This is a genomic window from Streptomyces fodineus, from assembly GCF_001735805.1.
Classification (GTDB): domain Bacteria; phylum Actinomycetota; class Actinomycetes; order Streptomycetales; family Streptomycetaceae; genus Streptomyces; species Streptomyces fodineus.
This window is the reverse complement of the sequence record NZ_CP017248.1, coordinates 8462465-8484520: the sequence shown is the minus strand read 5'-3', so window position 1 is coordinate 8484520 and position 22056 is coordinate 8462465. Positions and strand designations below refer to the sequence as shown.

Sequence of the window (22056 nt, the reverse complement as noted above, 5' to 3'; positions counted from 1 at the left end):
GTCTCGTTCTGTCCGGATGTCACTCCCCGCCCGCGCACCGTTGGAGTCCCCATGGCCGCCACCGCAGACGTCCATCCCGTCGACGAGATGCCACCCGTACGGCTGTTGGCGGCCTTCGGGCTGCAGCACGTGCTCGCGATGTACGCGGGTGCCGTCGCCGTGCCGCTGATCGTGGGCGGCGCGATGCGGCTGCCGCCCGCCGACCTGGCGTATCTGATCACCGCCGATCTGCTGGTGTGCGGGATCGCCACACTGATCCAGTGCGTCGGTTTCTGGCGGTTCGGCGTCCGGCTGCCGATCATGCAGGGCTGCACGTTCGCGGCGGTGTCGCCGATGGTGCTCGTCGGGACGACGGGCGGCGGACTGCCCGCGGTCTACGGCGCGGTGATCGTCGCAGGTCTGGCGATCATGCTGCTCGCGCCGGTGTTCGGCAGACTGCTGCGGTTCTTCCCGCCGCTGGTGACCGGCACGGTGATCCTGATCATCGGGGTCTCGCTGCTGCCGGTCGCGGGCAACTGGGCGGCGGGCGGCGTCGGCGCGAAGGACTTCGGGGAGCCGAAGAACCTGGCGCTGGCGGCCTTCGTACTGGCGGTGGTGCTGGCCGTACAGCGGTTCGCGCCCGCTTCTCTCGCCCGGATCGCCGTCCTGACCGGCATCGTGGTGGGCCTGGCGGTCGCGGTGCCGTTCGGGTTCACCGACTTCGGCGGGGTCGGGGACGCCGACTGGGTCGGCATCAGCACGCCGTTCCACTTCGGGGCGCCGGCGTTCCACGCGTCCGCCATCGTGTCGATGCTGGTGGTGGCTGTGGTCACCATGACCGAGACGACCGGTGACCTGATCGCCGTGGGCGAGCTGACCGGGCGGAGGGTCGAGCCGCGCTCGCTCGCCGACGGGCTGCGCGCGGACGGTCTGTCGACCGTGCTGGGCGGGGTGTTCAACACCTTCCCGTACACGGCGTACGCGCAGAACGTGGGCCTGGTCGGCATGACCCGGGTGCGCAGCCGCTGGGTGGTCGCGGCGGCCGGCGGGATCCTGGTGCTGCTCGGCCTGCTGCCCAAGCTGGGCGCGGTGGTCGCGGCGATCCCGGCGCCGGTGCTGGGCGGCGCCGGTCTGGTCATGTTCGGCACGGTCGCGGCGAGCGGCCTGCGGACGCTCGCCCAGGTCGACTTCAGGGGCAACAACAACCTCACGGTGGTGGCCGTCTCGGTGGCGATCGGCATGCTGCCGGTGGGTGTGCCGACGGTCTACGAGAAGTTCCCGGACTGGTTCCAGACGGTGATGAACAGCGGCATCAGCGCGGGGTGCGTGTCCGCGATCGTACTGAACCTGCTGTTCAACCACCTTCCGTGGAAGGCGGGTCCGGGCGCCGCGCCTCGGCCGGAGGGGCTCCTGCTCGGTGGAGAGGAGACCGCGCAGTAGGGCGGCTGGTTCAGGTGTCGTCGCCGAGGCGGGCGGACTGGCGGTCGGCGGCGGCGAGGAGGCTGCCGAGCAGCCCCGGGAAGAGACCGTCCAGGTCGTCCCGGCGCAGCGCGTTCATCTTGGCCGTACCCCGGTAGACCTGCCGGATGACCCCGCTCTCGCGCAGCACCCGGAAGTGGTGAGTGGTGGTGGACTTGGTCACCGGCACATCGAACTGGGAGCAGGTCAACTCGGCCTCGGCGGCGGCGAGTTCACGGACGATCTGCAGCCGCATGGGGTCGGAGAGCGCGTGCAGCACGGCCTCCAGCCGGATCTCCTGCCGCTCCGGGTGCGGCAGCGCACGGCCGGCGGTGGCGGTCTCGGTCACGGCTGCTGCCCTTCGTCGCGGAACTCGTTGCCTGTGAGCATTGTACGAGAGGCTTCGTAGTTTGACATTTCTCGTACTACGAGGATTATCGTACGAGTCGATCAGTGGTCCCGCGACGAACGGAGTCGGACGTGAGCGCGCTCTTCGAGAGCATCACCCTGCGCGAAGTGACCATCCCGAACCGGGTGTGGATGCCGCCGATGTGCCAGTACTCGGCCGAGCCCGAGGGGCCGCTCGCGGGCGCCCCGCACGACTGGCACTTCGCGCACTATGCGGCGCGCGCCACGGGCGGCACCGGCCTGATCATCGTGGAAGCCACCGCGGTCGCGCCGGAGGGTCGGATCTCCCCCTACGACCTCGGCCTGTGGAACGACACCCAGGTGAAGGCCTTCCAGCGGATCACCCGCTTCCTCACCGCCCAGGGCACGGTGCCGGGGATCCAGCTGGCCCACGGCGGCCGCAAGGCATCCACCGACCGGCCCTGGAAGGGCGGCGCGCCGCTCGGACCGGAGGCGCACGGCTGGCGGCCGGTCGCCCCGAGCGCGGTGCCCTTCGACGAAAATCACCCCGTGCCCGATGAGTTGACGGTGGATCAGATCGGGGCGGTCGTCGGCCAGTTCGCCGCCGCGGCCCGCCGGGCGCTCGCCGCCGGCTTCGAGATCGCCGAGATCCACGGCGCCCACGGCTACCTGATCAACGAGTTCCTCTCCCCGCACTCCAACCACCGCACCGACGTCTACGGCGGCTCGTACGAGAACCGCACCCGGTTCGCGCTCGAGGTCGTGGACGCCGTACGGGCGGTGTGGCCCGGGGACAAGCCGGTGTTCTTCCGTATCTCGGCCACCGACTGGCTCCAGGACGGCGGCTGGACCACCGAGGACACGGTCCGCTTCGCCCGCGATCTGCACGCCCACGGTGTGGACCTCCTGGACGTCTCCACCGGCGGCAACGCCTCCGGCGTGAGCATTGCGACCGGGCCCGGCTACCAGGTGCCGTTCGCCGCCCGGGTCAAGGCCGAGACGCCGCTGCCCGTCGCAGCCGTCGGGCTGATCACGGAGGCCGGGCAGGCCGAGAAGATCGTCACGAACGGCGAGGCGGACGCCGTCCTGCTGGGCCGGGAGCTGCTGCGCAACCCGTCCTGGGCCCGGCACGCGGCCCGCGAGCTGGGCGGCGAGGTCAGGGTGCCGGACCCCTACCACCGGTCGGTCTGAGCCGGGCGGCCCCGCCGGTCAGCCCGGCAGCAGCCGGCCGACCGTCTCCTCCATGCGGGGCAGCACCCGCTGCACCGCCGGCGCCAGGGCGACCGCCACCAGGACCCCGGCCCAGGCCACCGGGCCGAGCGGGGTGCATCCGACGGCGTGGCTGACGCCCGGGGTCTGCACCACGGCGACCAGCGCCACGGCGGACCCCAGGCAGGTCACCCACACCAGCCGGCTCTCACGCCGGTCCAGCAGCGTCTGCACCAGCTGGGTGCCGACCACCGCGCACAGCGCCATCGTGCTGCAACGGCGCGCGGTGCCGGGGGTGAAGCGGCCGATCAGCCACGCCGTCACCGCGCCCAGGCAGGTGGTGAGCGCCCGGTGCCGGATCTGCCGGAGCAGGGGCGCGCCGAGGACGGCGGAGGCGTCCTCCGGGAAGCCGCTGCGGGCGCGCACGATGCCGGGTGCGCCCTCGCCGGGCGATCGGCTGCGGCCGCGTACCATGCCGGGCTCGTCCTCCTTCTCGGTCACCGCCACGGCCATCGAGGGGAACAGGTCGGTGAAGAGGTTCACCATGAGCATCTGCCGGGTGGACAGCGGCGCCCGGCCGGACAGCAGTGTGCCGAGGATGCCGAACCCGACCTCGCCCGCGTTGCCCCCGATCAGGATGGCGATGGCGTCGGCCACGCTGTGCCACAGTGCCCGGCCCTCGCCGACCGCGTCGATCAGGACCGTCAGATCCTCGTCGGTGAGGACCATGTCGGCGGCGTTGCGCGCGGCGGCCGAACCGCGCGCGCTGATGCCGACCCCGATGTCGGCGGCGCGGATGGCGGCTGCGTCGTTGGCACCGTCGCCGACCATGCCGACGACCCGGCCCGCGTCCCGCAGCGCCTCCACGACCTGGAGCTTCTGCTCGGGCGCCACCCGGGCCACCACCCCCGCGTCGCGCAGCATCCGGGCGCGGGCCGCCCGGTCCGCCGCCGCCAGCTCGTCGCCGGTGACGACGACGGTGTCCTCGGGCCAGCCCAGATCGGCGGCGATGGCCCGTGCGGTCTGCGGATGGTCGCCGGTGAGCATCACCGGTCGTACGCCCGCCTTCTGCAGCCCCTCCACGAGCGCCGTGGAGGTCTCGCGCGGTACGTCGGACAGGGCGAGCAGACCGATGAACTCCAGCTCCCGCAGCGGCTGTTCGAGGACGTCGGCGGCCTCCTGCTCGTCCGCGCCGAGCCGCCGCTCGGCCACCGCCAGCACCCTGAGACCGTCCCCGGCCAGGGCATGCGCCGCCTCAAAGGCGTGCTCGGGAAGTCCGGAGCAGGCGGGCAGCACCGTCTCCGGGGCGCCCTTGACCACGAGCACGAGCGGGCCGTCCCCGCTCCGGCCGACGGCGGCGGCATAGCCGCGCGCCGCCTCGAAGGGCAGGTCGGCGACCTGCGTCCAGTCCGGGTCGGGACCGGCAGCCGCCAGCACGGCCTCGTCGGTGGCGTGCACCGGCTGGTCGGAACCGCCGTCGACGCGCGGGCAGGCACGGACGGCGGCCCGGACCGTGCCGGCGGACCCGTCCTCGTCCACCGCGCGGACCGTGCCGTCGGCGTCGGAGGTGCGCACCAGCCGCAGCCGGTTCTCGGTGAGGGTGCCGGTCTTGTCGAAGCAGATGGTGTCCATCCGGCCCAGCGCCTCCAGGGTGCGCGGGGTGCGGACGAGGACACCACCGCGGCTCAGCCGCCGGGCGGCCGCCAGCTGCGCGACGGTCGCCACCAGCGGCAGGCCCTCCGGTACGGCCGCCACGGCCACCGCCACCCCGCCGCTGACCGCATCCCGGATCGGGGTGCCCCGCAGCAGCGCCAGCCCGGTCACCGCCGCGCCGCCCACCAGGGTCAACGGCAGTGCCTCGCGGGTGAGTTCCTGCAGCCGGGCCTGTACGCCGCCGGCCGGGGGGGTACGGGCGGCCAGGTGGACGGCGCGGGCGGCCTCCGTGTGCTCGCCGATGTCGACCACCACGGCCCGGCCCTGGCCCGCCGCCACGGTCGTACCCTCGAAGACCATGCATCGCCGGTCGGCGACGGGTGCGTGCGGGGTCGGGTCGGTCTGCTTCTCCACCGGCAGCGACTCGCCGGTCAGCGCCGACTCGTCGACCTCCAGGCCGTCCTGCCACAGCAGCCGTGCGTCGGCGGGCACCACGTCGTCCGCCTTCAGCTGGATCACGTCACCCGGATGCAGCTTGCCCGCGTCCACGGTGCGCGTGCCGCCGGCCGGCGCCTCGGCCTCCGGTGGCACCAGGCGCGCCTTCTGCTGCTGCTCCGCGACCAGTCCGGACAGCGCCCGCTCGGCGCGCAGCCGCTGGACGCCGCCGACCAGGGCGTTCAGGTCGAGGGCGCCGACGACGAGCAGCGCGTCCACGACGGAGCCGAGGATCGCCGACGCCGCCGAGCCGACCGCGAGCACCGGGGTGAGCGGGTCCTGGAGTTCGCCGCGCACGGCCCGGCCGAGCCGGTAGGACCAGCGCACGGGCGCGGCGACCGGGTGCCGGGCGACACCGGCGGCGGCCTTGCGCACGGGGGCGGTCAGCGCCTCGAACGTGGTGATCTCGGCGGCCGGTTCGTGCTCCAGCCGCTCCCGGGCCTGCTCGGGGCCGAGCTCGTGCCAGTGGACGCGCGGATGCGGGTGCGGGGGCCGGGCCGCCGCCACGCCGAGCGCGGCGCGTACCCCGGACAGCAGGGCGGTCGCGGCGCCGACGTCGACGGGGGCGTGCCGCAGCCCCGGCAGGGCGGCGAGGCGTCCGTGGCCGCCGGACTCGCCGATGGCCACGAGAAGACCGGAGAGCGCGGCGCCGGAACGGGCGAGGGTCTGGGCGTGCCGGCCGACCCTGCGGGCGGCCGGGATCGCGGTCAGCACCCGCCACACGTCGGGCAGCCCGTGCAGGGCCAGGATGTCCGCGCCCCAGACCACGGCGCCCTCGTGGTCGGTCAGGGCCAGGGCGATGTCGGCGGCGCACAGCCCGGCCAGGACGTCGCGCTCGTCGGCCGCGCGCACCCGGGCGACGGCGAGCACCCCGCCCGCGTCACCGCGCGCCTCGTACACCACGTCGTCCAGCGGCCGGCGCGCGTCCACGACCTGGTCGGCGAGGCCGGTGAAGTCCTCCAGGGCGGGGTCGTCCACGAGCACCACCCTGAGCCCCGCCCGGCGGGCCGCGTCCAGCACCGGCTCGGTCCACGGGTCGGCCTCGCCCCGGTCGGTGCGCAGCACGCTCGGGTGCAGGACGACCGTGCCGGCCAGCTCCAGCCGGCGCAGCCGGTCCGGGTCGCGCACCAGCACGCCGGTGCGGGCGAGGGCCGCGCTCAGTACGGCGTGGAAGGCGGCGGGGCCGTAGCGGGCGGCCTTCGGCGAGCCGGCGAGGACCGCCTCGGCCGCCTCGGCGCCGTCGTGCTTGACCAGCAGGGTGGCCGCGGCGCCCAGCATGCTGCCCGCGGCGGCGTGGTCGGCGTACTCCTGGGCCGGGGTTTCCGGCAGCGGCGGGCGGGGCGTGCCGTCCGTCGGGAGGCTGACGCGGCCGGGCGCGCACAGCTGGTCGTGGACCGCGTCGAAGGCGGCGGCACGCGCCACCGTCTCGGCCACCTGGCAGGCCCGCAGGGCGCCGTCGAGCAGGAGAGAGGTCGGGGTCTGCCCGGCGCCGTGGACGGCGGCGTTCGCGCAGGCGAGGACGATGTCCATGCGGGTGTCCCCGAGCCGGGCGCGCAGCCAGGCGCGAAAGCGCGGGTTCTCCCGCAGCAGCGTCACCACCGCGGTCGCCAGGCGCGGCGACGGCGGCAGCCGCAGCAGGTAGGCGGCGACCGCGGCGCCGATGCCCACTCCGTCGGCGGCGAGCGTGGCCACGGCGGCGCGCACCCCGGCCGGGTCGGCCGGATGGGTGGTCTCGTCCACGTCGCCGCCGGACAGCACCAGTCCGTGCCGCTCGGCCAGTTCGGCGGCGTGCTCCACGATCCGGTCGGCGGCGTCCTGTTCGGTCGCGGTCACGACGAGGCGCGCGAGCCCCTGGTCCCAGTACGCGAGCAGCACGTCCGGCCGCTCGGCCAGCGTCTCGGCGATCCGGCGGGCCAACTGCGCGGTGCCGCCCGCGCTCCGTACCCGTTCCCGCACCACGGGCCGCAGCGCCAGATGGGCACGGGTACCGGCCCGCCAGTGGTCACCGGCGCCGGGCAGCGCGTTGCGCGCCACCCGCGCCACCCGTACGGCGGCGTCCGCCCCGCGCACTCCGGCGCGCGCCGTGCCCGTGGCGGCACCGGCGGCCACTCCGACCGCCGGCGCCAGCAGCCGCGGAGCGGCGGGCAGCAGCCGTACGGCCGCCGAGGGCATCCTCAGCAGTCCCAGCGCCATGGCCCTCCTCAGAGCGTGGTGCGGTCGGGCCGCGCCGTGGGACCGAGCGGACCGGCGGACGGCTTGCCCGCCGGGGTGTCGGCACCGTGCGTGGTCCCGGTGCTGCCCGCCGACCTGGTCCTGCCGGATGTCCGGCTTCCTGGCGGGGCTTCGGTACCGCCGGCGGAAGCCTCATGCCCACGGGCGCCGCCGGGTTTGGTCCGCGCCTTTGCCGACGCCGCCTCCTGCGTGCCGCCGGTGCCCCGGGACCCGGCGCCGTGTCCGGACCTCAGGGCGGCGGTACCGAGGTCGTGCGCGCCCTCGTGCCCCTGCCCGGCGCCCCCGTTCCCGCCGTCCGCCGGATGCGCGGGCCGGGGCTGGGTGAGCCAGGCCACGGCCGCGCCGGTGAGGGCGACGGGCCACTCCACCACGCCGGCGGCACCGAGCATTCCGGCCCCGGCGTACACCGCGATGCGCCGCCCACGGGGCGAGACCGCGCCGACCTTGTCCAGTGTTTCCTCCGCGGCCCTGCTCACCATCCCGGCGCCGGGCACCCTGCGCAGTACCGAGGCCGCGCCGCGCAGCGGCGCAGTGAGGGCCGACGACGACTTCTGCTCAGCCATGACTCTCCTCGGGTGTGATCACCATCCGTGTGCTTCACCGAGTGCCCGCCAACGCGCTGGTCATCCCCGTTCTTCCGCAGGGGTACCACTCTTCCCAGGGAACCCCTCGCACCGCGCCCGCGCCACCCGCACCGCGCGAGCGGCGCGCCCCGGATGTGCCGGCGGCCGCCGCGCGGGCCCCTCGCACCGGTCCCCTCCGGGCAGGGACGGGCGATGGGAGGATGGGGCGCGAGGGAGGGCGGATGGGGCGCAGGGAGCGGGAGGCGGTCGTACAGGCGGCCCGGCTGTACGAGGCGGCGCGGTCGCTGGCCAAGGACCACGGCAAGGCCGTCGAGGCGGTACGAGGGGCGCTGAGGCCGATCCAGGAAGCGGCGGTGGAGCAGGCGCTCGACGCCATACCCGTGGCACGGCTGCAGGACGCCACGAACGGACGGCTGCGGCTGGGCCCCGTCGACAAGAGCGGACTGCGCACGGTCCGGCAGGTGCTCGAAGCCGGTCCGTACCGGTTGCGGCAGATTCCCGGAGTGGGCGGGCGCACCGCGGACCAGATCGTCGCGGCCGCACGGCAGCTGTCCGACGCCGTGCTCGACAGCGTCGCCGTACACATCGACGTCGACCGGCCCGAGCCGCGGACGACCGCGCTCGTGATGGCCCTGCAGGTGCTGGTGGAGGCCGGGCCGGACGCGCGGCGGGCCGTCGAGGCGGCCACCGCGCTGGTGGAGCGGCTCGGGCCCCTGCTGACCGACGCCCGGCCCGCCGCCCGTCGCCTGAGCATGCTGGTGGCCGGGCAGGCCAGGAGGGCCCGCGCGCTGGAGGCCGTCGAGGAGATCCGTGCGCTCCTGACGGAGGCGGCCGAGGCCGGCACCCCCGAGGCGCTGGCACAGGCCTCGGTGGACCTGCTGCGGGGGACGCCGGACGACCTCGCGGCCTGGGTGGACTTCGAGCTGCGCTCCGCCGAGTACTACGGCCTGCTCGCCGAGATCTCCGGGCGCGCCGCGGACCCGGCCGCCGCCGAGGGGTTCCTGCCCGACGACATCGCCGAGCGGGTGCGGGGCCAGCAGCTCGACGACTCCCGGCTACGGGTGTCGCTGCGCGGCTATCAGGCGTTCGGCGCCCGTTTCGCCCTCGCGCAGCGCCGGGTGATCCTCGGCGACGAGATGGGGCTCGGCAAGACCATCCAGGCCATGGCCGCGCTGACCCATCTGGCCGCCGAGGGACAGAGTCACTTCATGGTGGTCTGCCCGGCGAGCGTCCTGGTGAACTGGACGCGGGAGATCGAGGCACGCTCCCCGCTGCATGTCACGCCCCTGCACGGACCGGACCGGCACGAGGCCTTCGCGCACTGGAAGGGGCGGGGCGGTGTCGCCGTGACGACCTTCGACGCCCTGCGCGGATTCCCGGTCCCCGGCGGAGGTGAGATCGGGATGCTGGTGGTGGACGAGGCGCACTCGGTCAAGAACCCCAAGACCCTGCGCGCCCAGGCCGTCGCCCAGTGGGCCGGGCACTGTGCCCGGGTCCTGTTCATGACGGGCACGCCGATGGAGAACCGGGTCGCCGAGTTCCGCAACCTGGTCCGGATGCTCGACGAGAGCGTGGCGGAAAGCATCGGCGACCATGCCGGACTGCCCGGTTCCGTGGCCTTCCGGAAGGCGGTCGCCCCCGTCTATCTGCGCCGCAACCAGGTGGACGTGCTGGCCGAACTGCCCGCTCTCCAGCAGACGGACGAGTGGGAGGAACCCAGCGCCTCGGACGAGGAGGCGTACCGCGAGGCCGTGCGCACCGGCAATTTCATGGCGATGCGCAGGGCCGCGTACGCCCGCCCGGAGAGGTCGGCCAAGCTCGTCCGGCTGTGCGAGATCGTGCGGGAGGCGGGGGAGAACGGGCTGAAGGTGGTGGTGTTCTCCAACTTCCGGGACGTCCTGGGGGTGGTGAAGGACGCGCTCGACGCCGGGCCGCGTCCCGGCGGAATCGTGGTCGGGCCGCTCACCGGGAGCGTGCCGCCCGAGCGGCGCCAGCTGCTCGTCGACGAGTTCGCGGCCGTGTCCGCTCCGGCGGTGCTGCTGGCGCAGATCCAGGCGGCGGGCGTCGGACTCAACCTCCAGACCGCCTCGGTCGTGATCATCTGCGAGCCCCAGATCAAGCCGACCATCGAACAGCAGGCGGTGGCACGGGCGCATCGCATGGGCCAGGTACGGCCGGTCCGGGTGCACCGTCTGCTGGCTCCCGGCGGCGTGGACGAGCGGATGGTGGAGATGCTGAAGCGGAAGGCCCGGCTGTTCGACACCTACGCCCGCCGCAGTGCGGTGGCGGAGGCGACCCCGGACGCCGTGGACGTGTCGGACACGGAGCTGGCGCGCCGGATCGTCGCGGAGGAACGGACGCGCCTGGGCTTCGGAACCGGCCACGCCGACGGCCGATCCGGCGGCGACAGCGGCGGATCCGGCGGCGACGGTGACGCATCCGGCCGCTGATCAGGTCGGCCCGCTCGGTGATCACCAGCCGGGGGCACGCGACGGCACGCCTACGGGCGCCAGGAGCGGTCGTACTCGGCATGGCCCGCGAACGGCAGGGCGAGCAGGCGCAGTGTGGTGCAGGGCGAACGGGGACGCCATCCCCGGCGGCAGGTGCGGCACCTGCCGCCGGCCCACCTCCGGTGCTCCTCCAACAGGGCCCGCTTCGCCTGGAGTTCGCGCAGCACCCGGGCCGGATCGTGCCGGGCCACATGGGTGAGCAGCTTCACCGGATCCTCGGCGCCGAACTGCACCATCGGCGTGTGCGTGACCCGGCCGTCCTGGGAGGTGAGCACCTGCTCGATGTCGTCCGCCATGACGCCCCAGACCGCGCCGGGCGCCCCGGCGATCGCGTCCCGGGCCACCCGCTCCTCCTCCTGGAACCGGGCCCGCAGGAACCGTTCGAGGGCCGCGGCCGTCATGCGGCACGCTCCCTTCGCCCCACCGACGCGGCCAACTCCCGCTGGTATCCGGCGTAGGCCGTGCGCAGGGCCTCCCCCGGCCAGTGCGCGGGGAGGAGCTCGGGCGGCAGGACGGGGTCGGTGAGCAGGAGGCGTACGGCCGCGGCGTAGGCGGTGAGGCGGTCCGCGGGGCTGCGGGCGGCGGCCGTGTGGGCGAGCAGCGTCCGCGCGGTGGCCGCCCAGGTGTCCAACTGCCACAGCCGGGCCGCCAGGTCGCGCGCAGGCTCATCGGGTCGTGCCGTGTACGTCCGGGCGACGGAGGCCAGGATGCCCGGCAGGGCACGCTCCAGGTTGGCCGGGCGCAGCCACACGCCCTCGCGGAGTTCGGCCAGGCGCAGGGCGGTCAACCGGGCGCGCAGGTCGGCGCGTTCGGCGGGGCCGCGGCCGGTCGTCGTGATCACGACCATCTCCCAGTCGCCGTCCCACGCGCGCGTGCCCGGCCGCAGCGCCTCGTCCTGGCGCCGCTGGCGGGCCAGCAGCCGGTCGCTGAGCCGGTAGACGGCGTCGGTGCGTCGCAGGTCGCCCGCGGTCACCATCCGGCTCAGCGCGGCCCGCAGCGTGGAGCCGCCGACGCCGAAGGGTTCCACCAGCCGGATCAGGTCCTTCACCGGCAGCTCCGCCGGGTGCGCGCCGAGGAGCAGGCTCAGTACGACCGACCGCGCGGACAGCGGCCGCAGTCCTGCCTCCTCCGGCTCGGGCGAGACGTTCATGCGCATGGGCACGTACTGTACGTGCACCTCCTTGTTGCATCATTGCTACGGTCGCAGGAAGAGTGCAACATGCTCCTATGGTCTCGATTCCCGCGCAGTCGCCCTCGCCGTCGCAGCCTCAGCCGCCGTACACCACCCATGACGTCACCAATCAGCCCCCGCCCCTGGCTCCGTACGACGCCTCCGACGACCCGGCCCTGCTGGAGGGGCTGCGCCGGGAGGGTGCCGGGTGGGCCGAGGACGGCCTCCGGCGCCTCGGGGAGCGCGCCGGCAGCGCGCAGGCGCAGGAATGGGGTGAGCTGGCGAACCGGCACGAGCCGGTCCTGCGCACCCACGACCGCTACGGCCACCGCGTCGACGAGGTGGAGTTCCACCCCAGCTGGCACCACCTGATGCGCACGGCCGTCGCCGAGGGCCTGGCCGGCGCGCCCTGGGCGGACGACCGTCCCGGCGCCCATGTGGCCCGTACCGCGGGCGGACTGGTGTGGGGGCACACGGAGGCCGGGCACGGCTGCCCGACCTCGATGACGTACGCCGCCGTACCCGCGCTGCGGACACAGCCGGATCTGGCCAAGGTCTACGAACCGCTGCTCACCAGCCGGGAGTACGACCCTGAACTGCGCGTGCCCACCGGGAAGCCGGGACTGCTCGCGGGCATGGGCATGACCGAGAAGCAGGGCGGCTCGGACGTCCGGACGAACACCACCGTGGCCACGCCCACCGGGGAGCCCGGGGTGTACACGCTGCGCGGGCACAAGTGGTTCACGTCGGCGCCGATGTGCGACGTCTTCCTGGTGCTCGCGCAGGCCCCGGGGGGCCTGTCGTGCTTCCTGGTACCGCGCGTACTGCCGGACGGCAGCCGCAACACCTTCCGGATCCAGCGTCTGAAGGACAAGCTGGGCAACCGCTCCAACGCGTCCTCGGAGCCGGAGTTCGAGCGGACCGTGGCCTGGCTGGTGGGGCCGGAGGGGCGGGGCGTGAAGACCATCATCGAGATGGTCAACTGCACCCGGCTCGACTGTGTGATGTCCTCGGCGACCCTGATGCGCAAGACCCTGGTCGAGGCGGGCCATCACGCCCGGCACCGCAGCACTTTCGGCGCCCGGCTGATCGAGCAGCCGCTGATGCGCAACGTCCTGGCCGACCTGGCGCTCGAGTCGGAGGCGGCGACGACGCTCACGCTGCGGCTGGCCGGTGCGGCCGACCGCGCGGGGCGCGGAGACGCCGGCGAGCGGGCCTTCAGGCGGATCGCCACCGCCGTCGGCAAGTACTGGGTGACCAAGCGGGGCCCCGCGTTCACCGCGGAGGCGCTGGAGTGCCTGGGCGGCAACGGCTATGTCGAGGACTCCGGCATGCCCCGGCACTACCGGGAGGCGCCGCTGCTGTCGATCTGGGAGGGCTCGGGCAACGTCAACGCGCTCGATGTGCTGCGCGCCCTCGGCCGCGAACCGGACACCGCCGAAGCCCTGTTCACCGAACTCGCCCTCGCGCGCGGGGCGGACGCCCGCCTGGACGCGGCGGTGTCCGCGCTCAAGAAGCAATTGGCCGAAACGGATCAGGTGGGCGCCCGCCGGCTGGTCGAGCGGATGGCGCTCGCCCTGCAGGCCTCCCTGCTGGTCCGGCACGCCCCGCACCCGGTCGCGGACGCCTTCTGCGCGAGCCGGCTGGGCGGCGACTGGGGGCACGCGTTCGGCACCCTGCCCGCCGGGACCGGCCTCGACACCATCCTGGAGCGGGCCCTGCCCGGCCTGAACTGACCCCTCCCACCGGGCGAGCACGGTCCGCGTGAGCCCCTCCCGGCGGGCGTGCGCGGACCGCTCGCGCCTGGCCGGTGACAGCCGACGGATCGCACACAGTCAGCGCGCGATTCCGGACCGTTGTCAGTGCCGTGGTGCACACTCGCGATCAGGTGACACTCGTCTGGGGAGGACAACGTGTTCACGGGGATCGACGAGGTCGACTGGGCCTCGCTGCACCACGCGTACGGCAGCGCGGAGGACGTGCCCGGATGGTTACGGGCGCTGGCCTCCGCGGACACCGTCGAGCGGGCGACCGCGCTCGACGGGATGTACGGCGCGCTGCACCACCACGGGAATGTGTACGACTCGACGCTGGCCTGCGTCCCGTTCCTGCTGTCGATCGTGGCCTGCGAGGAGCTGCCGGACCGGGCCGGCATCGTGGAACTGCTGGTCGGCATAGGCGCGGAGAGCGCGCACGGGGACCCACGGGCACGGGAGGCGGTGTGCGCGGGCGCCGAGGCCTTCGTCCGGCTCGCGGGTGACCCGGACGCGGCGGTGCGCCGGGCGAGCGCCGGGGCCCTGGTGCATTTCCTGGCCGCGCCCGAGCGGGTCCTGGGCCTGTTACGGCAGCGGCTGCGAGCCGAGCGGGACGGCCGTGTCCTGCGCGCCCTCACCGAGGCGCTCGGCCTGTTCGTCCGCCGGTACCCCGCGCACGCCGACGCCGCGGTGGACCTCCTGGCCGAGCAGAGCGCCCCGCCGTACGCGCCGGAGCTGCGGCTCGCCGCACTGGGTCAGCTCGCCCTCGTCGCACCCGCCCGGCTGCCCGCCGACCTGGTGCCGACGGCGGTCCGGCTGCTGCGGGAGCGCTCCGCGCAGCGCACCCGGGTGCGCGAGCCCTGCGCCGCCGACACCCTCGTCGGGCGCCTGCGGCGGCTGCGCCCGTCCGACGAGGAGGGCTCCCGTCTGCTGGGTACCCTGCACACCGCGCTGGGCGATCGCGTGGCCGACCGGAGCGCGCTCCTGGGCGGCCAGTTGACCAGCCCGGACCCGGTGGACCGGTGCAACGCCGTGTGGCTGGCGGCGGCGCTGCTGCGCGGCTGGCGCGGCGACCACACCGCGACGGTCGAGCTGCTCGGTGCCCAACTGAGCGCCGAACAGGACCGGTTGCGGGATGCGGCGGTCACCGTCCTGTCGGAGCTGTGCACGCTGGCCGCACCCGCCGCCGACGACCTGCACACGCTGGTGTGGGCCCGGCCCGACCTGTGGACGCACCGCTTCGAGCGCGGCTCGCCCACGCTGGGCGGCCCGCTCAAGGCACTGGCCAGGAGCGGCGATCCGCGCGCGGTCCCGGCCCTGGCCCAGCTGCTGGCCGGCCCGGCCACGCCGGCCGACCTGGGATTCGAACTGGCCCACCTGGGCGCCGCCGCGGCCCCGCTCGCACCCGCGTTACGGCACCGGCTCGGCCGGATCCCACTGTCGTCCCCCTCCGCCGCCCGGCTCGCCGCCCCGCTGCTGGCGGCGGTCGGCGCCGTCGGAGACGCGGAGGCGGTTCCGCAGGTGCTGCGACTGCTGTCGGGCGCTCCCGACGGGCTGGGGGCACGGGACGCGATCGCCGCCCAGGTCATCGCGACACTGGAGACCCTGGGCGCCACCGCTCAGGCGGCACCGGTCCTGCGCGCGCTCCTGTACACCCGCCATGCCGCCGCCGCGGCCGGCGCGCTCCGGTCGGCGCACGAGGACGTTTCCGTCGTCCTGCCCGTGCTGCTGCGGGAGTTGACCGAGGGGGACCCGGCGAGCCGGCGCCTGGCAGCCGAACAGCTAGGCAGACTGGGCCCTGCCGCGCGCGCCGCACTGCCCGCACTGCGCCGGATGGCCTGCTCGTGGCCGGCGCAGGAGCGGGTGGCGGCGGCGTGCGCACTGTGGCGCGTCGACGCGGATCCGGAGCCGGTCCTGCCCGCGTTCCGGACGGCCTGGGCCGAGGACCCGCACAGCCGTCGCCCGATCGCCCACTGCCTCACCGAGATGGGCCCGTCCGCCGCGCCGCTACGCCCCCTGGTGGCGGCGGAACTGGCCGCGCCGCGCCGCCATCTGGCCCACGCGGCCGGCTTCGGCGGGCGGCGGGCCGTACCGGAGGACGAGGAGCTGCTGCGAGCGTGCCGGGAGGTGCTGGCGACGGGGTAGGGGCGGGGCAGCAGGCATTCGGCTGAGCCGATGGGTTCTGGGGCGTGGCCGTGTGCCCTGTGGGCGGCGCTCCAACAGGCCGGGTTCCAGGAGGGGTTGCGCTGAGGCCTCGGCCGTCATCGCCCAGTGCGGGCAGAGGTCTGGGATGCCGCGTCCGGGGAGTCGGCCTCGCCGTAGCCGCACCGCGCCAGGCCGTTCCCCTCGGTGAGCCGCGAGTTCCACCGGTCCGGGGTGTCCTCGTCGACGTACGGGGCGGGCGCCGGGTGCCGTGCTCAGTGCGGGTCCGGGCGGGCCCGGTCCCAGAAGCGGGGTCGGCCCCGTCGCCGTACCAGGGGGCCCGTCACCGCACGAGGGTGGATCCCGGCGCGGTACCGAGGTGAATCCTGCGCGGCACCAGGGTGGATCCCGGCGCGGTGCCGGGGTAGGTCCCGGCGCGGTACCACGGCGGCCCCGGCCCCCCGGCCGGAGCGGGGACCCGGGCCGCCGGCGGTGGTCAGACCATCCGTCCCCACTGGGGGCCGAGCCGGGCCCATTCCGTGTCCCAGGCGTCCATGCGGCGGCGTTCCAGGCGGCCACGCGCGGCGAGGCCGCCGACGAAGGGGACGGCCGCCGCGCTCACGCCCACCAGGCAGCCGATCAGGGCGCCGCGGAAGGCGGCCGCGGAGGCGGAGGTGGGTCGGTTGACGAGATGGCCCTGCGGGTCGGTCCAGACGGTGACCGGCGTGCCGGCCTTGCTGCCGGACTGCACCCGGACCTGACCGGTGTGGGCGGAGCCGTCGGCCACGGTCCAGCGCACCTTGGCCCAGACCCGTTCACCGGCGGAGGCGTGGCCGTGCAGGGGGGTGTTTCCCGGTGCCCGTCCCACCACGCGGGCCACGGCGGGACGCCAGTCCGCCCGCTCCCTCGCCAGTCCGTCCTCCACCGACCGGGCCGCCACCAGGCCGGCCAGGACCCCCGCCAGGACGGTCAGCAGCCAGGCGCCGAGCAGCACCCAGGCCTCCGCCACGTCGGCCCGGCGTTTGAGCGGGTTGCGCCGCCAGCGCCACAGCCACACCTTCGGACCACGGAACGCCTTCAAAGGCATCCTCCTCACGAGCGCACCGACCGGCCGGACCGCCCTCCCATACGCGGGAGATCGCTCCGCTGCTCACGACGAGCCGTCTCCCCGACGGTCGCACGAGACACCCCGCTCGCGCAGGCGCATGCCGCAACGGGCCCCGGACGATCTTCGCCGGCCGCCGACGGAACCGCTTTCACCTGCGAGAACGTGCACTTCAGGGGAGAGTGTCAGTGGCAGGGTGCAGACTGGCCGATAACCGACGACTACCTGTCTCACGACTACCTGGACGAAGGCGTCCCGGAGGTGATCGGCATGACCGAGGTACTGCTGGCGGTGGGCACCCGCAAAGGCCTGTTCATCGGGCGGCGAAGGGACCACGGCTCCTGGGAGTTCGACGACAGTCCGTATTTCAACGCGCAGGCGGTCTACTCGGTCGCGATCGACACCCGCGAGGGCCGGCCACGGCTGCTCGCGGGCGGCGACAGCGCGCACTGGGGCCCGTCGGTCTTCCACTCCGACGACCTCGGCCGCACCTGGACCGAACCGCCGCGGCCGGCCGTCAAGTTCCCCAAGGACACCGGCGCGTCCCTGGAGCGCGTCTGGCAGCTGCACCCGGCCGCCGCCGAACCCGGCGTGGTCTACGCGGGCACGGAACCGGCGGCGCTGTACCGCTCGGAGGACCGCGGCGAGAGCTTCGAGCTGGTCCGGCCGCTGTGGGAGCATCCGACGCGCTCGCGCTGGGTGCCGGGCGGCGGCGGTGAGGGTCTGCACACGGTGATCACCGACGCCCGCGACGCCAAGGCGGTGACCGTCGCCGTCTCGACGGCCGGGGTGTTCCGCTCCACCGACGGCGGCGCGAGCTGGGCGCCGTCCAACTCCGGTGTGTCCGCGGTGTTCCTGCCGGATCCGAACCCGGAGTTCGGCCAGTGCGTGCACAAGATCGCCAAGGACGCGGGCGACCCGGACCGGCTGTATCTGCAGAACCACTGGGGGGTGTACCGAAGCGACGACGCGGGCGCGCACTGGACCGACATCGGCGCGGATCTGCCGTCCACGTTCGGTTTCGCGGTGGCCGCCCATCCGCACCGGGCCGAGACGGCGTACGTCTTCCCGATCAACGCCGACGCGGACCGCGTGCCCGCCGAGCACCGCTGCCGGGTCTTCCGCACCGCGGACGCGGGCCGCACCTGGGAGCCGCTGTCCAAGGGACTGCCGGGGGAGGACCACTACGGCACGGTCCTGCGGGACGCCCTGTGCACCGACGACGCCGACCCGGCGGGCGTGTACTTCGGCAACCGCAACGGCGAGGTGTTCGCCTCGGCCGACGACGGCGACAGCTGGCAGCAGCTGGCGTCGCATCTGCCGGACGTGCTGTGCGTACGGGCGGCGGTGATCGGCTGAGACGCACCGGGGACCGCGGGCGGCGTCCGGGCCGGGCTTCGGCCATGGGTTGATCACCGGCCTGTCTACGGCAGTAGGGTTTCGCCCGTGGCACCACGACCCTTGCATGAAATCGTCGAAGCGGGCTGGGCGAAGGCCCTGGAACCCGTCGCCGAACGGATCGCCGGAATGGGCGACTTCCTGCGCGCGGAGATCGCCGCGGGACGCACCTACCTCCCGGCCGGCCCGAATGTCCTGCGGGCCTTCCAGCAGCCGTTCGACGACGTACGTGTCCTGATCGTCGGTCAGGACCCGTATCCGACCCCGGGGCACGCGGTGGGCCTGTCGTTCTCGGTCGCGCCCGAGGTACGCCCGCTGCCGCCCAGCCTGATCAACATCTACCGCGAGCTGAACACCGACCTGGGGCTGCCCCAGCCGGCCAACGGCGACCTCACGCCGTGGACCCAGCAGGGCGTCCTGCTGCTCAACAGGGCGCTGACCACGGCTCCGCGCAGCCCGGGCGCCCACCGCGGCAAGGGCTGGGAGGAGGTCACCGAACAGGCGATCCGGGCGCTGGCGGCGCGCGGCAAGCCGCTGGTGTCCATCCTGTGGGGCCGGGACGCCCGCAATCTGCGTCCGCTGCTGGGCAGCCTGCCCGCGGTGGAGTCCGCGCATCCCTCGCCGATGTCGGCCGACCGCGGGTTCTTCGGCTCGCGTCCCTTCAGCCGGGCCAACGACATGCTGATCCAGCAGGGCGGACAGCCGGTGGACTGGCGACTGCCGTGACCGTCGCCGGCTATCTGGCGGTGGACTCCGGAGGGTCCGGTCTCCGTGTCGCCGTCGGTGTGCCGGGCCGGGCGCCCGCAGCACAGCGGGAGTCACGGGAACCGGTGCGCACAGGCGCGCGGGGCATCGATCCCGCGCATCTGATGGCCCAACTCCTCCCGCTGGCCCGCGCGTCCGCCGCCGAGGCCGAAGTGGACGAGCTGGGCACGGCCGTCGTCGGCGCCGCCGGGTTCGCCACCCTGGGCGACGCCCTGCGCGCCGAACTACCGGGCGCCCTCGCCCGGGAGCTGGGCGTACGGCACGTGGCCCTCGCCGCCGACGCCGTCACCGCGTACGTCGGCGCCCTCGGGCCGCGTCCGGGCGCGGTGCTCGCCGCGGGCACCGGACTGATCGCGGTCGGCACCGACCTGACGGCCTGGCGGCGGGCCGACGGCTGGGGTCATCTGCTCGGTGACTGCGGCAGCGGCGCCTGGATCGGCCGGGCCGGCCTGGAGGCGGCGCTGCGCGCCCATGACGGCCGGGACGGCGGCTCGGGTCCGCTGCTGGCCTGCGCGCAAGAGCAGTTCGGCCCGGTCGGCGGGCTGCCGGGGCAGCTCTATCCCCGCTCCGACCGGCCCGCCGTGCTGGCCTCCTTCGCGCCCCGGGTGGCCGCGTGCGCCGCTCACGACCCGGTCGCCGCGGGCATCCTGCGCGCCGCGGCCCGGCACATGGCCGAGTCCGTCGCGGCGGTGTGCCCGGCGGACGGTGAGCCGCAAGTCGCGCTCACCGGCGGCCTGCTGCGCCTGGGCGACCCCCTCCTCGTACCGCTGGGCGAGGAGCTGACGGCCAGGCTGCCGCACGCGGTGCGGGTGCCGGCCGAGGGCGATCCCCTGCACGGCTCGGTACGGATCGCGAGCGATCTGGCGGCGGGCCGCCTCACCCTGCCGGGTGAACCCGCCATGCTCTACGTGGTCCCTGCACCGGGCGAATAAGGTCACCGTAAAAGCGGATTGTTCCCCCTTGCGGCCCCTTTGTCAGCCCATGTTCCCGGCACATGCCTGCAACACGTGTCCTCCCCGCGTAACTCATCAGACAAAACCGGACGGATACCGCTCACCTGCACCCTCCCCGAACGAAGGAACCCGCAAAGCCAGTAACATGCGGCGCCATGAGCACCCCCACTGGACCCGAGTCCGGCCTGCCAGTACGAATGCCGCGACCCCGCCAGCCCGGACGGCACCGCCGGCCGGAACCGCTGGTGGCCCCGAGGGCGCGCCCGCGCTTGCCCTGGCGGTGCCCGGTGCGCCCAGCGCTGCCATGCGCGGCCTCGCCGAGGAGGTCGTGAGCATCGCCCGCTCCGAGCTGCCCGGCCTGGACGCCCGGATCGGGTACCTCGAAGGGGACGACGTCGAATTCCCCACGCTCCGGTCCGTGCTGGTGCGCGCGGCCGAGGAGCGCACGGCCCGCTATGAGCAGGCCGTCGCCGCCGGGGTCGAAGGGGTCAAGGAGCCCGACGGTCCGGTCGCCGTCGTCGTCCCGCTGCTGGCCGGTCCGGACGGCTCCCTGCTGCGGCAGATCCGCCAGTCCGTGATGGAGAGCCGGGTCGCCGCCGAGCTGACCGACGTCCTCGGCCCGCACCCGCTGCTCGCCGAGGCGCTGCACGTGCGGCTGTCCGAGGCGAGCCTGGCCCGTGCGGACCGCGCCCGCCTGTTCACCGTGGCCACCGCCGCCGACGGCATCATCCTGGCGTCCGTGGGCGGCGAGGAGGCCGTACAGGCGGCCGGCATCACCGGCATGCTGCTCGCCGCGCGCCTGGCGGTGCCGGTGATGGCGGCGGCCCTGGACCAGGAGGGCTCGATCTCCTCCGTCGCCGAGCAGCTGCGGTCCTCGGGCTCGCAGCAGCTGGCCCTCGCGCCGTACCTGATCGGCCCGGAGATCGACCCGGCGCTGCTGGCGGCGGCCGCCGAGGAGGCGGGCTGCGCCACGGCCGAGCCGCTCGGCGCGTACCCGGCGATCGGCAAGCTCGCCCTCGCCAAGTACACGACGGCACTGGGCATCTCCCCGCAGCAGCCGCAGGGCACGCCGGTCCGCTGACGCCCAGCCGACCCCGCGCCGGCACCGCACGGCACCCGTACGACACAGGGCCCGCTCCACACCCCGGAGCGGGCCCTTCGCCTTGTCGGCCACCCTGCCCGAGGGGCCGCTCAGCCGAAGACGACGCAGGAGGCCGCGGGAACGCGCACCGAGCCCTCGTAGCGCGGCAGTCCCGTCGCCTCGTCCACGGCGAACCACGCCACGTCGCCGGAGCGCTCGTTGGCCGCGTACAGGAAGCCGTCGTACTCGGCGAGGGCGCGCGGCCAGTGGCCACCGCACGGCACCGTGCCGATCAGCCGGAGTGCCTCACCCTCGACGGCCAGGACCGACACCACGTCCTCGCCGCGGGTCGCGGCCCACACGAAGCGGCCGTCGGGCGAGACCACGACCCCGGACGGATAGGCGTCACCGGCCGGCGCACCGGGCAGCAGGGGGACCTCGGTGAGCGGCCTGAGCGAGCCGGTCTCGCCATCCCAGCGGCACACGGTCACGGTGGGGGTGAGCTCGTTGACGACGTACGCGTGCGTGCCGTCCGGGTGGAAGGCCAGATGGCGGGGGCCGGAGCCGGGGCGCAGGGCGAACTCGTGGCGCAGGGCGGGGGTGCCGTCCGCGAGGGTGCAGATCCGTACCGAGTCCGTGCCGAGGTCGACGCTGACGGCCCAGCGGCCGCTCGGGTCGGGCTGCACCTGGTGGGCGTGCGGACCGCGCTGGCGCCGGTCGTGCGGCCCGCAGCCGGTGTGCTGGAGCCGTCCGGATGGCTTGGCGGTGAGGGTGCCGTCCGGGCGCACGGGGACGGCGGTGACGCTGCCGCAGCCGTAGTTGGCGGTCAGCACATGCCCGGCGTACAGGCCGAGGTGGGTCGGTCCGCTGCCGTCCACCGGCACGGGCGGACCGGCGAGCTCCGGACGGTCGCCGGCGACGCGGTAGGCGGCGACGGCGCCCTCAGCCGTCTCGCTGACCGTGTAGAGCATGCCGCCGTCCGGGGACAGGGCGAGGTACGACGGGTCCGGGACGTCGTCCACGGCGGCGCGGAGGGTGAGCGCGCCTTCCCTCCCGACCGCCCCGTACACCAGCCCGGGTCCGCCGGCCGCCGTGAACGAGCCGATGAAGACCCGGCGCCTGCCCGTCCCGTCGTCCTGTGCCACCGCTGTCCCCTCTCGGTCGAGCCCGTCCGAGGCTGACGGTAGCAGTCGATCAA

Annotated in this window: 16 protein-coding genes; 9 read left to right on the top strand and 7 right to left on the bottom strand. The window is 74.8% G+C overall.

All coding sequences use genetic code 11. From position 1 onward, the window contains the following. The first annotated feature begins 51 nt into the window (after positions 1-51). The gene (locus tag BFF78_RS36765) at positions 52-1419 is read left to right on the top strand and encodes a nucleobase:cation symporter-2 family protein (protein WP_069782394.1); all 1368 of its coding nucleotides are present in this window, start codon (positions 52-54) and stop codon (positions 1417-1419) included. Positions 1420-1429: 10 nt separating this feature from the next. Here BFF78_RS36765 and BFF78_RS36760 read toward each other — a convergent pair whose 3' ends face one another. Continuing rightward, positions 1430-1786, bottom strand: a complete 357-nt coding sequence (locus tag BFF78_RS36760; RefSeq protein ID WP_069782393.1) for an ArsR/SmtB family transcription factor — start codon at positions 1784-1786, stop codon at positions 1430-1432. A 131-nt stretch (positions 1787-1917) separates the two neighbouring features. On the opposite strand from BFF78_RS36760, the gene BFF78_RS36755 reads away from it, so the two are divergent. Then, the gene (locus BFF78_RS36755; protein ID WP_069782392.1) at positions 1918-2997 is read left to right on the top strand and encodes an NADH:flavin oxidoreductase/NADH oxidase; all 1080 of its coding nucleotides are present in this window, start codon (positions 1918-1920) and stop codon (positions 2995-2997) included. Between the two features lie 18 nt (positions 2998-3015). Here BFF78_RS36755 and BFF78_RS36750 read toward each other — a convergent pair whose 3' ends face one another. Then, positions 3016-7356 carry a cation-translocating P-type ATPase gene (locus tag BFF78_RS36750; RefSeq protein WP_069782391.1) on the bottom strand — a complete coding sequence of 1447 codons (4341 nt, stop codon included), beginning with the start codon at positions 7354-7356 and terminating at the stop codon, positions 3016-3018. 8 nt (positions 7357-7364) lie between these two features. Continuing rightward, complete coding sequence (locus tag BFF78_RS36745) at positions 7365-7958, bottom strand: hypothetical protein (RefSeq protein ID WP_069782390.1); 594 nt, start codon at positions 7956-7958, stop codon at positions 7365-7367. A 242-nt stretch (positions 7959-8200) separates the two neighbouring features. Here BFF78_RS36745 and BFF78_RS36740 point away from each other — a divergent pair, with 242 nt between their 5' ends. Next, positions 8201-10429, top strand: coding sequence for a DEAD/DEAH box helicase (locus BFF78_RS36740; RefSeq protein ID WP_069782389.1), 2229 nt, complete (start codon positions 8201-8203; stop codon positions 10427-10429). Positions 10430-10479: 50 nt separating this feature from the next. Here the strand turns inward: BFF78_RS36740 and BFF78_RS36735 are convergent, their stop codons facing one another. Both BFF78_RS36735 and BFF78_RS36730 read right to left on the bottom strand, forming a co-directional pair. Beyond that, complete coding sequence (locus BFF78_RS36735; RefSeq protein ID WP_069782388.1) at positions 10480-10890, bottom strand: DUF6221 family protein; 411 nt, start codon at positions 10888-10890, stop codon at positions 10480-10482. Continuing rightward, positions 10887-11645, bottom strand: coding sequence for a PaaX family transcriptional regulator C-terminal domain-containing protein (locus BFF78_RS36730; protein WP_069784039.1), 759 nt, complete (start codon positions 11643-11645; stop codon positions 10887-10889). The genes BFF78_RS36735 and BFF78_RS36730 overlap by 4 nt, the downstream gene beginning before the upstream one ends. 71 nt (positions 11646-11716) lie before the next feature. On the opposite strand from BFF78_RS36730, the gene BFF78_RS36725 reads away from it, so the two are divergent. Beyond that, positions 11717-13396, top strand: a complete 1680-nt coding sequence (locus BFF78_RS36725) for a DNA alkylation response protein (RefSeq protein WP_069782387.1) — start codon at positions 11717-11719, stop codon at positions 13394-13396. Between the two features lie 177 nt (positions 13397-13573). Then, entirely contained in the window at positions 13574-15559 is a 1986-nt protein-coding gene (locus BFF78_RS36720; RefSeq protein ID WP_069782386.1) for a PBS lyase, read from the top strand. 493 nt (positions 15560-16052) lie between these two features. Here the strand turns inward: BFF78_RS36720 and BFF78_RS36715 are convergent, their stop codons facing one another. Further along, positions 16053-16643 (bottom strand): Rv1733c family protein, encoded by a 591-nt coding sequence (locus tag BFF78_RS36715; protein WP_069782385.1) that lies wholly within the window; start codon positions 16641-16643, stop codon positions 16053-16055. Between the two features lie 288 nt (positions 16644-16931). Between BFF78_RS36715 and BFF78_RS36710 the strand changes: the two genes are divergently transcribed. From BFF78_RS36710 to BFF78_RS36695, 4 genes are all read left to right on the top strand, one after another. Then, positions 16932-18020, top strand: a complete 1089-nt coding sequence (locus tag BFF78_RS36710) for a WD40/YVTN/BNR-like repeat-containing protein (protein WP_069784038.1) — start codon at positions 16932-16934, stop codon at positions 18018-18020. Between the two features lie 87 nt (positions 18021-18107). Then, positions 18108-18785, top strand: coding sequence for a uracil-DNA glycosylase (locus tag BFF78_RS36705; protein ID WP_069782384.1), 678 nt, complete (start codon positions 18108-18110; stop codon positions 18783-18785). Continuing rightward, the gene (locus BFF78_RS36700) at positions 18782-19756 is read left to right on the top strand and encodes an N-acetylglucosamine kinase (RefSeq protein ID WP_069782383.1); all 975 of its coding nucleotides are present in this window, start codon (positions 18782-18784) and stop codon (positions 19754-19756) included. Before BFF78_RS36705 ends, BFF78_RS36700 begins: the two co-directional genes overlap by 4 nt. Positions 19757-20081: 325 nt before the next feature. Further along, positions 20082-20858: a sirohydrochlorin chelatase gene (locus BFF78_RS36695; protein WP_079161628.1), complete on the top strand. Its 777-nt coding sequence runs from the start codon at positions 20082-20084 to the stop codon at positions 20856-20858. 110 nt (positions 20859-20968) lie between these two features. Here BFF78_RS36695 and BFF78_RS36690 read toward each other — a convergent pair whose 3' ends face one another. Beyond that, complete coding sequence (locus BFF78_RS36690; RefSeq protein WP_069782381.1) at positions 20969-22003, bottom strand: lactonase family protein; 1035 nt, start codon at positions 22001-22003, stop codon at positions 20969-20971. Positions 22004-22056: the final 53 nt, after the last annotated feature.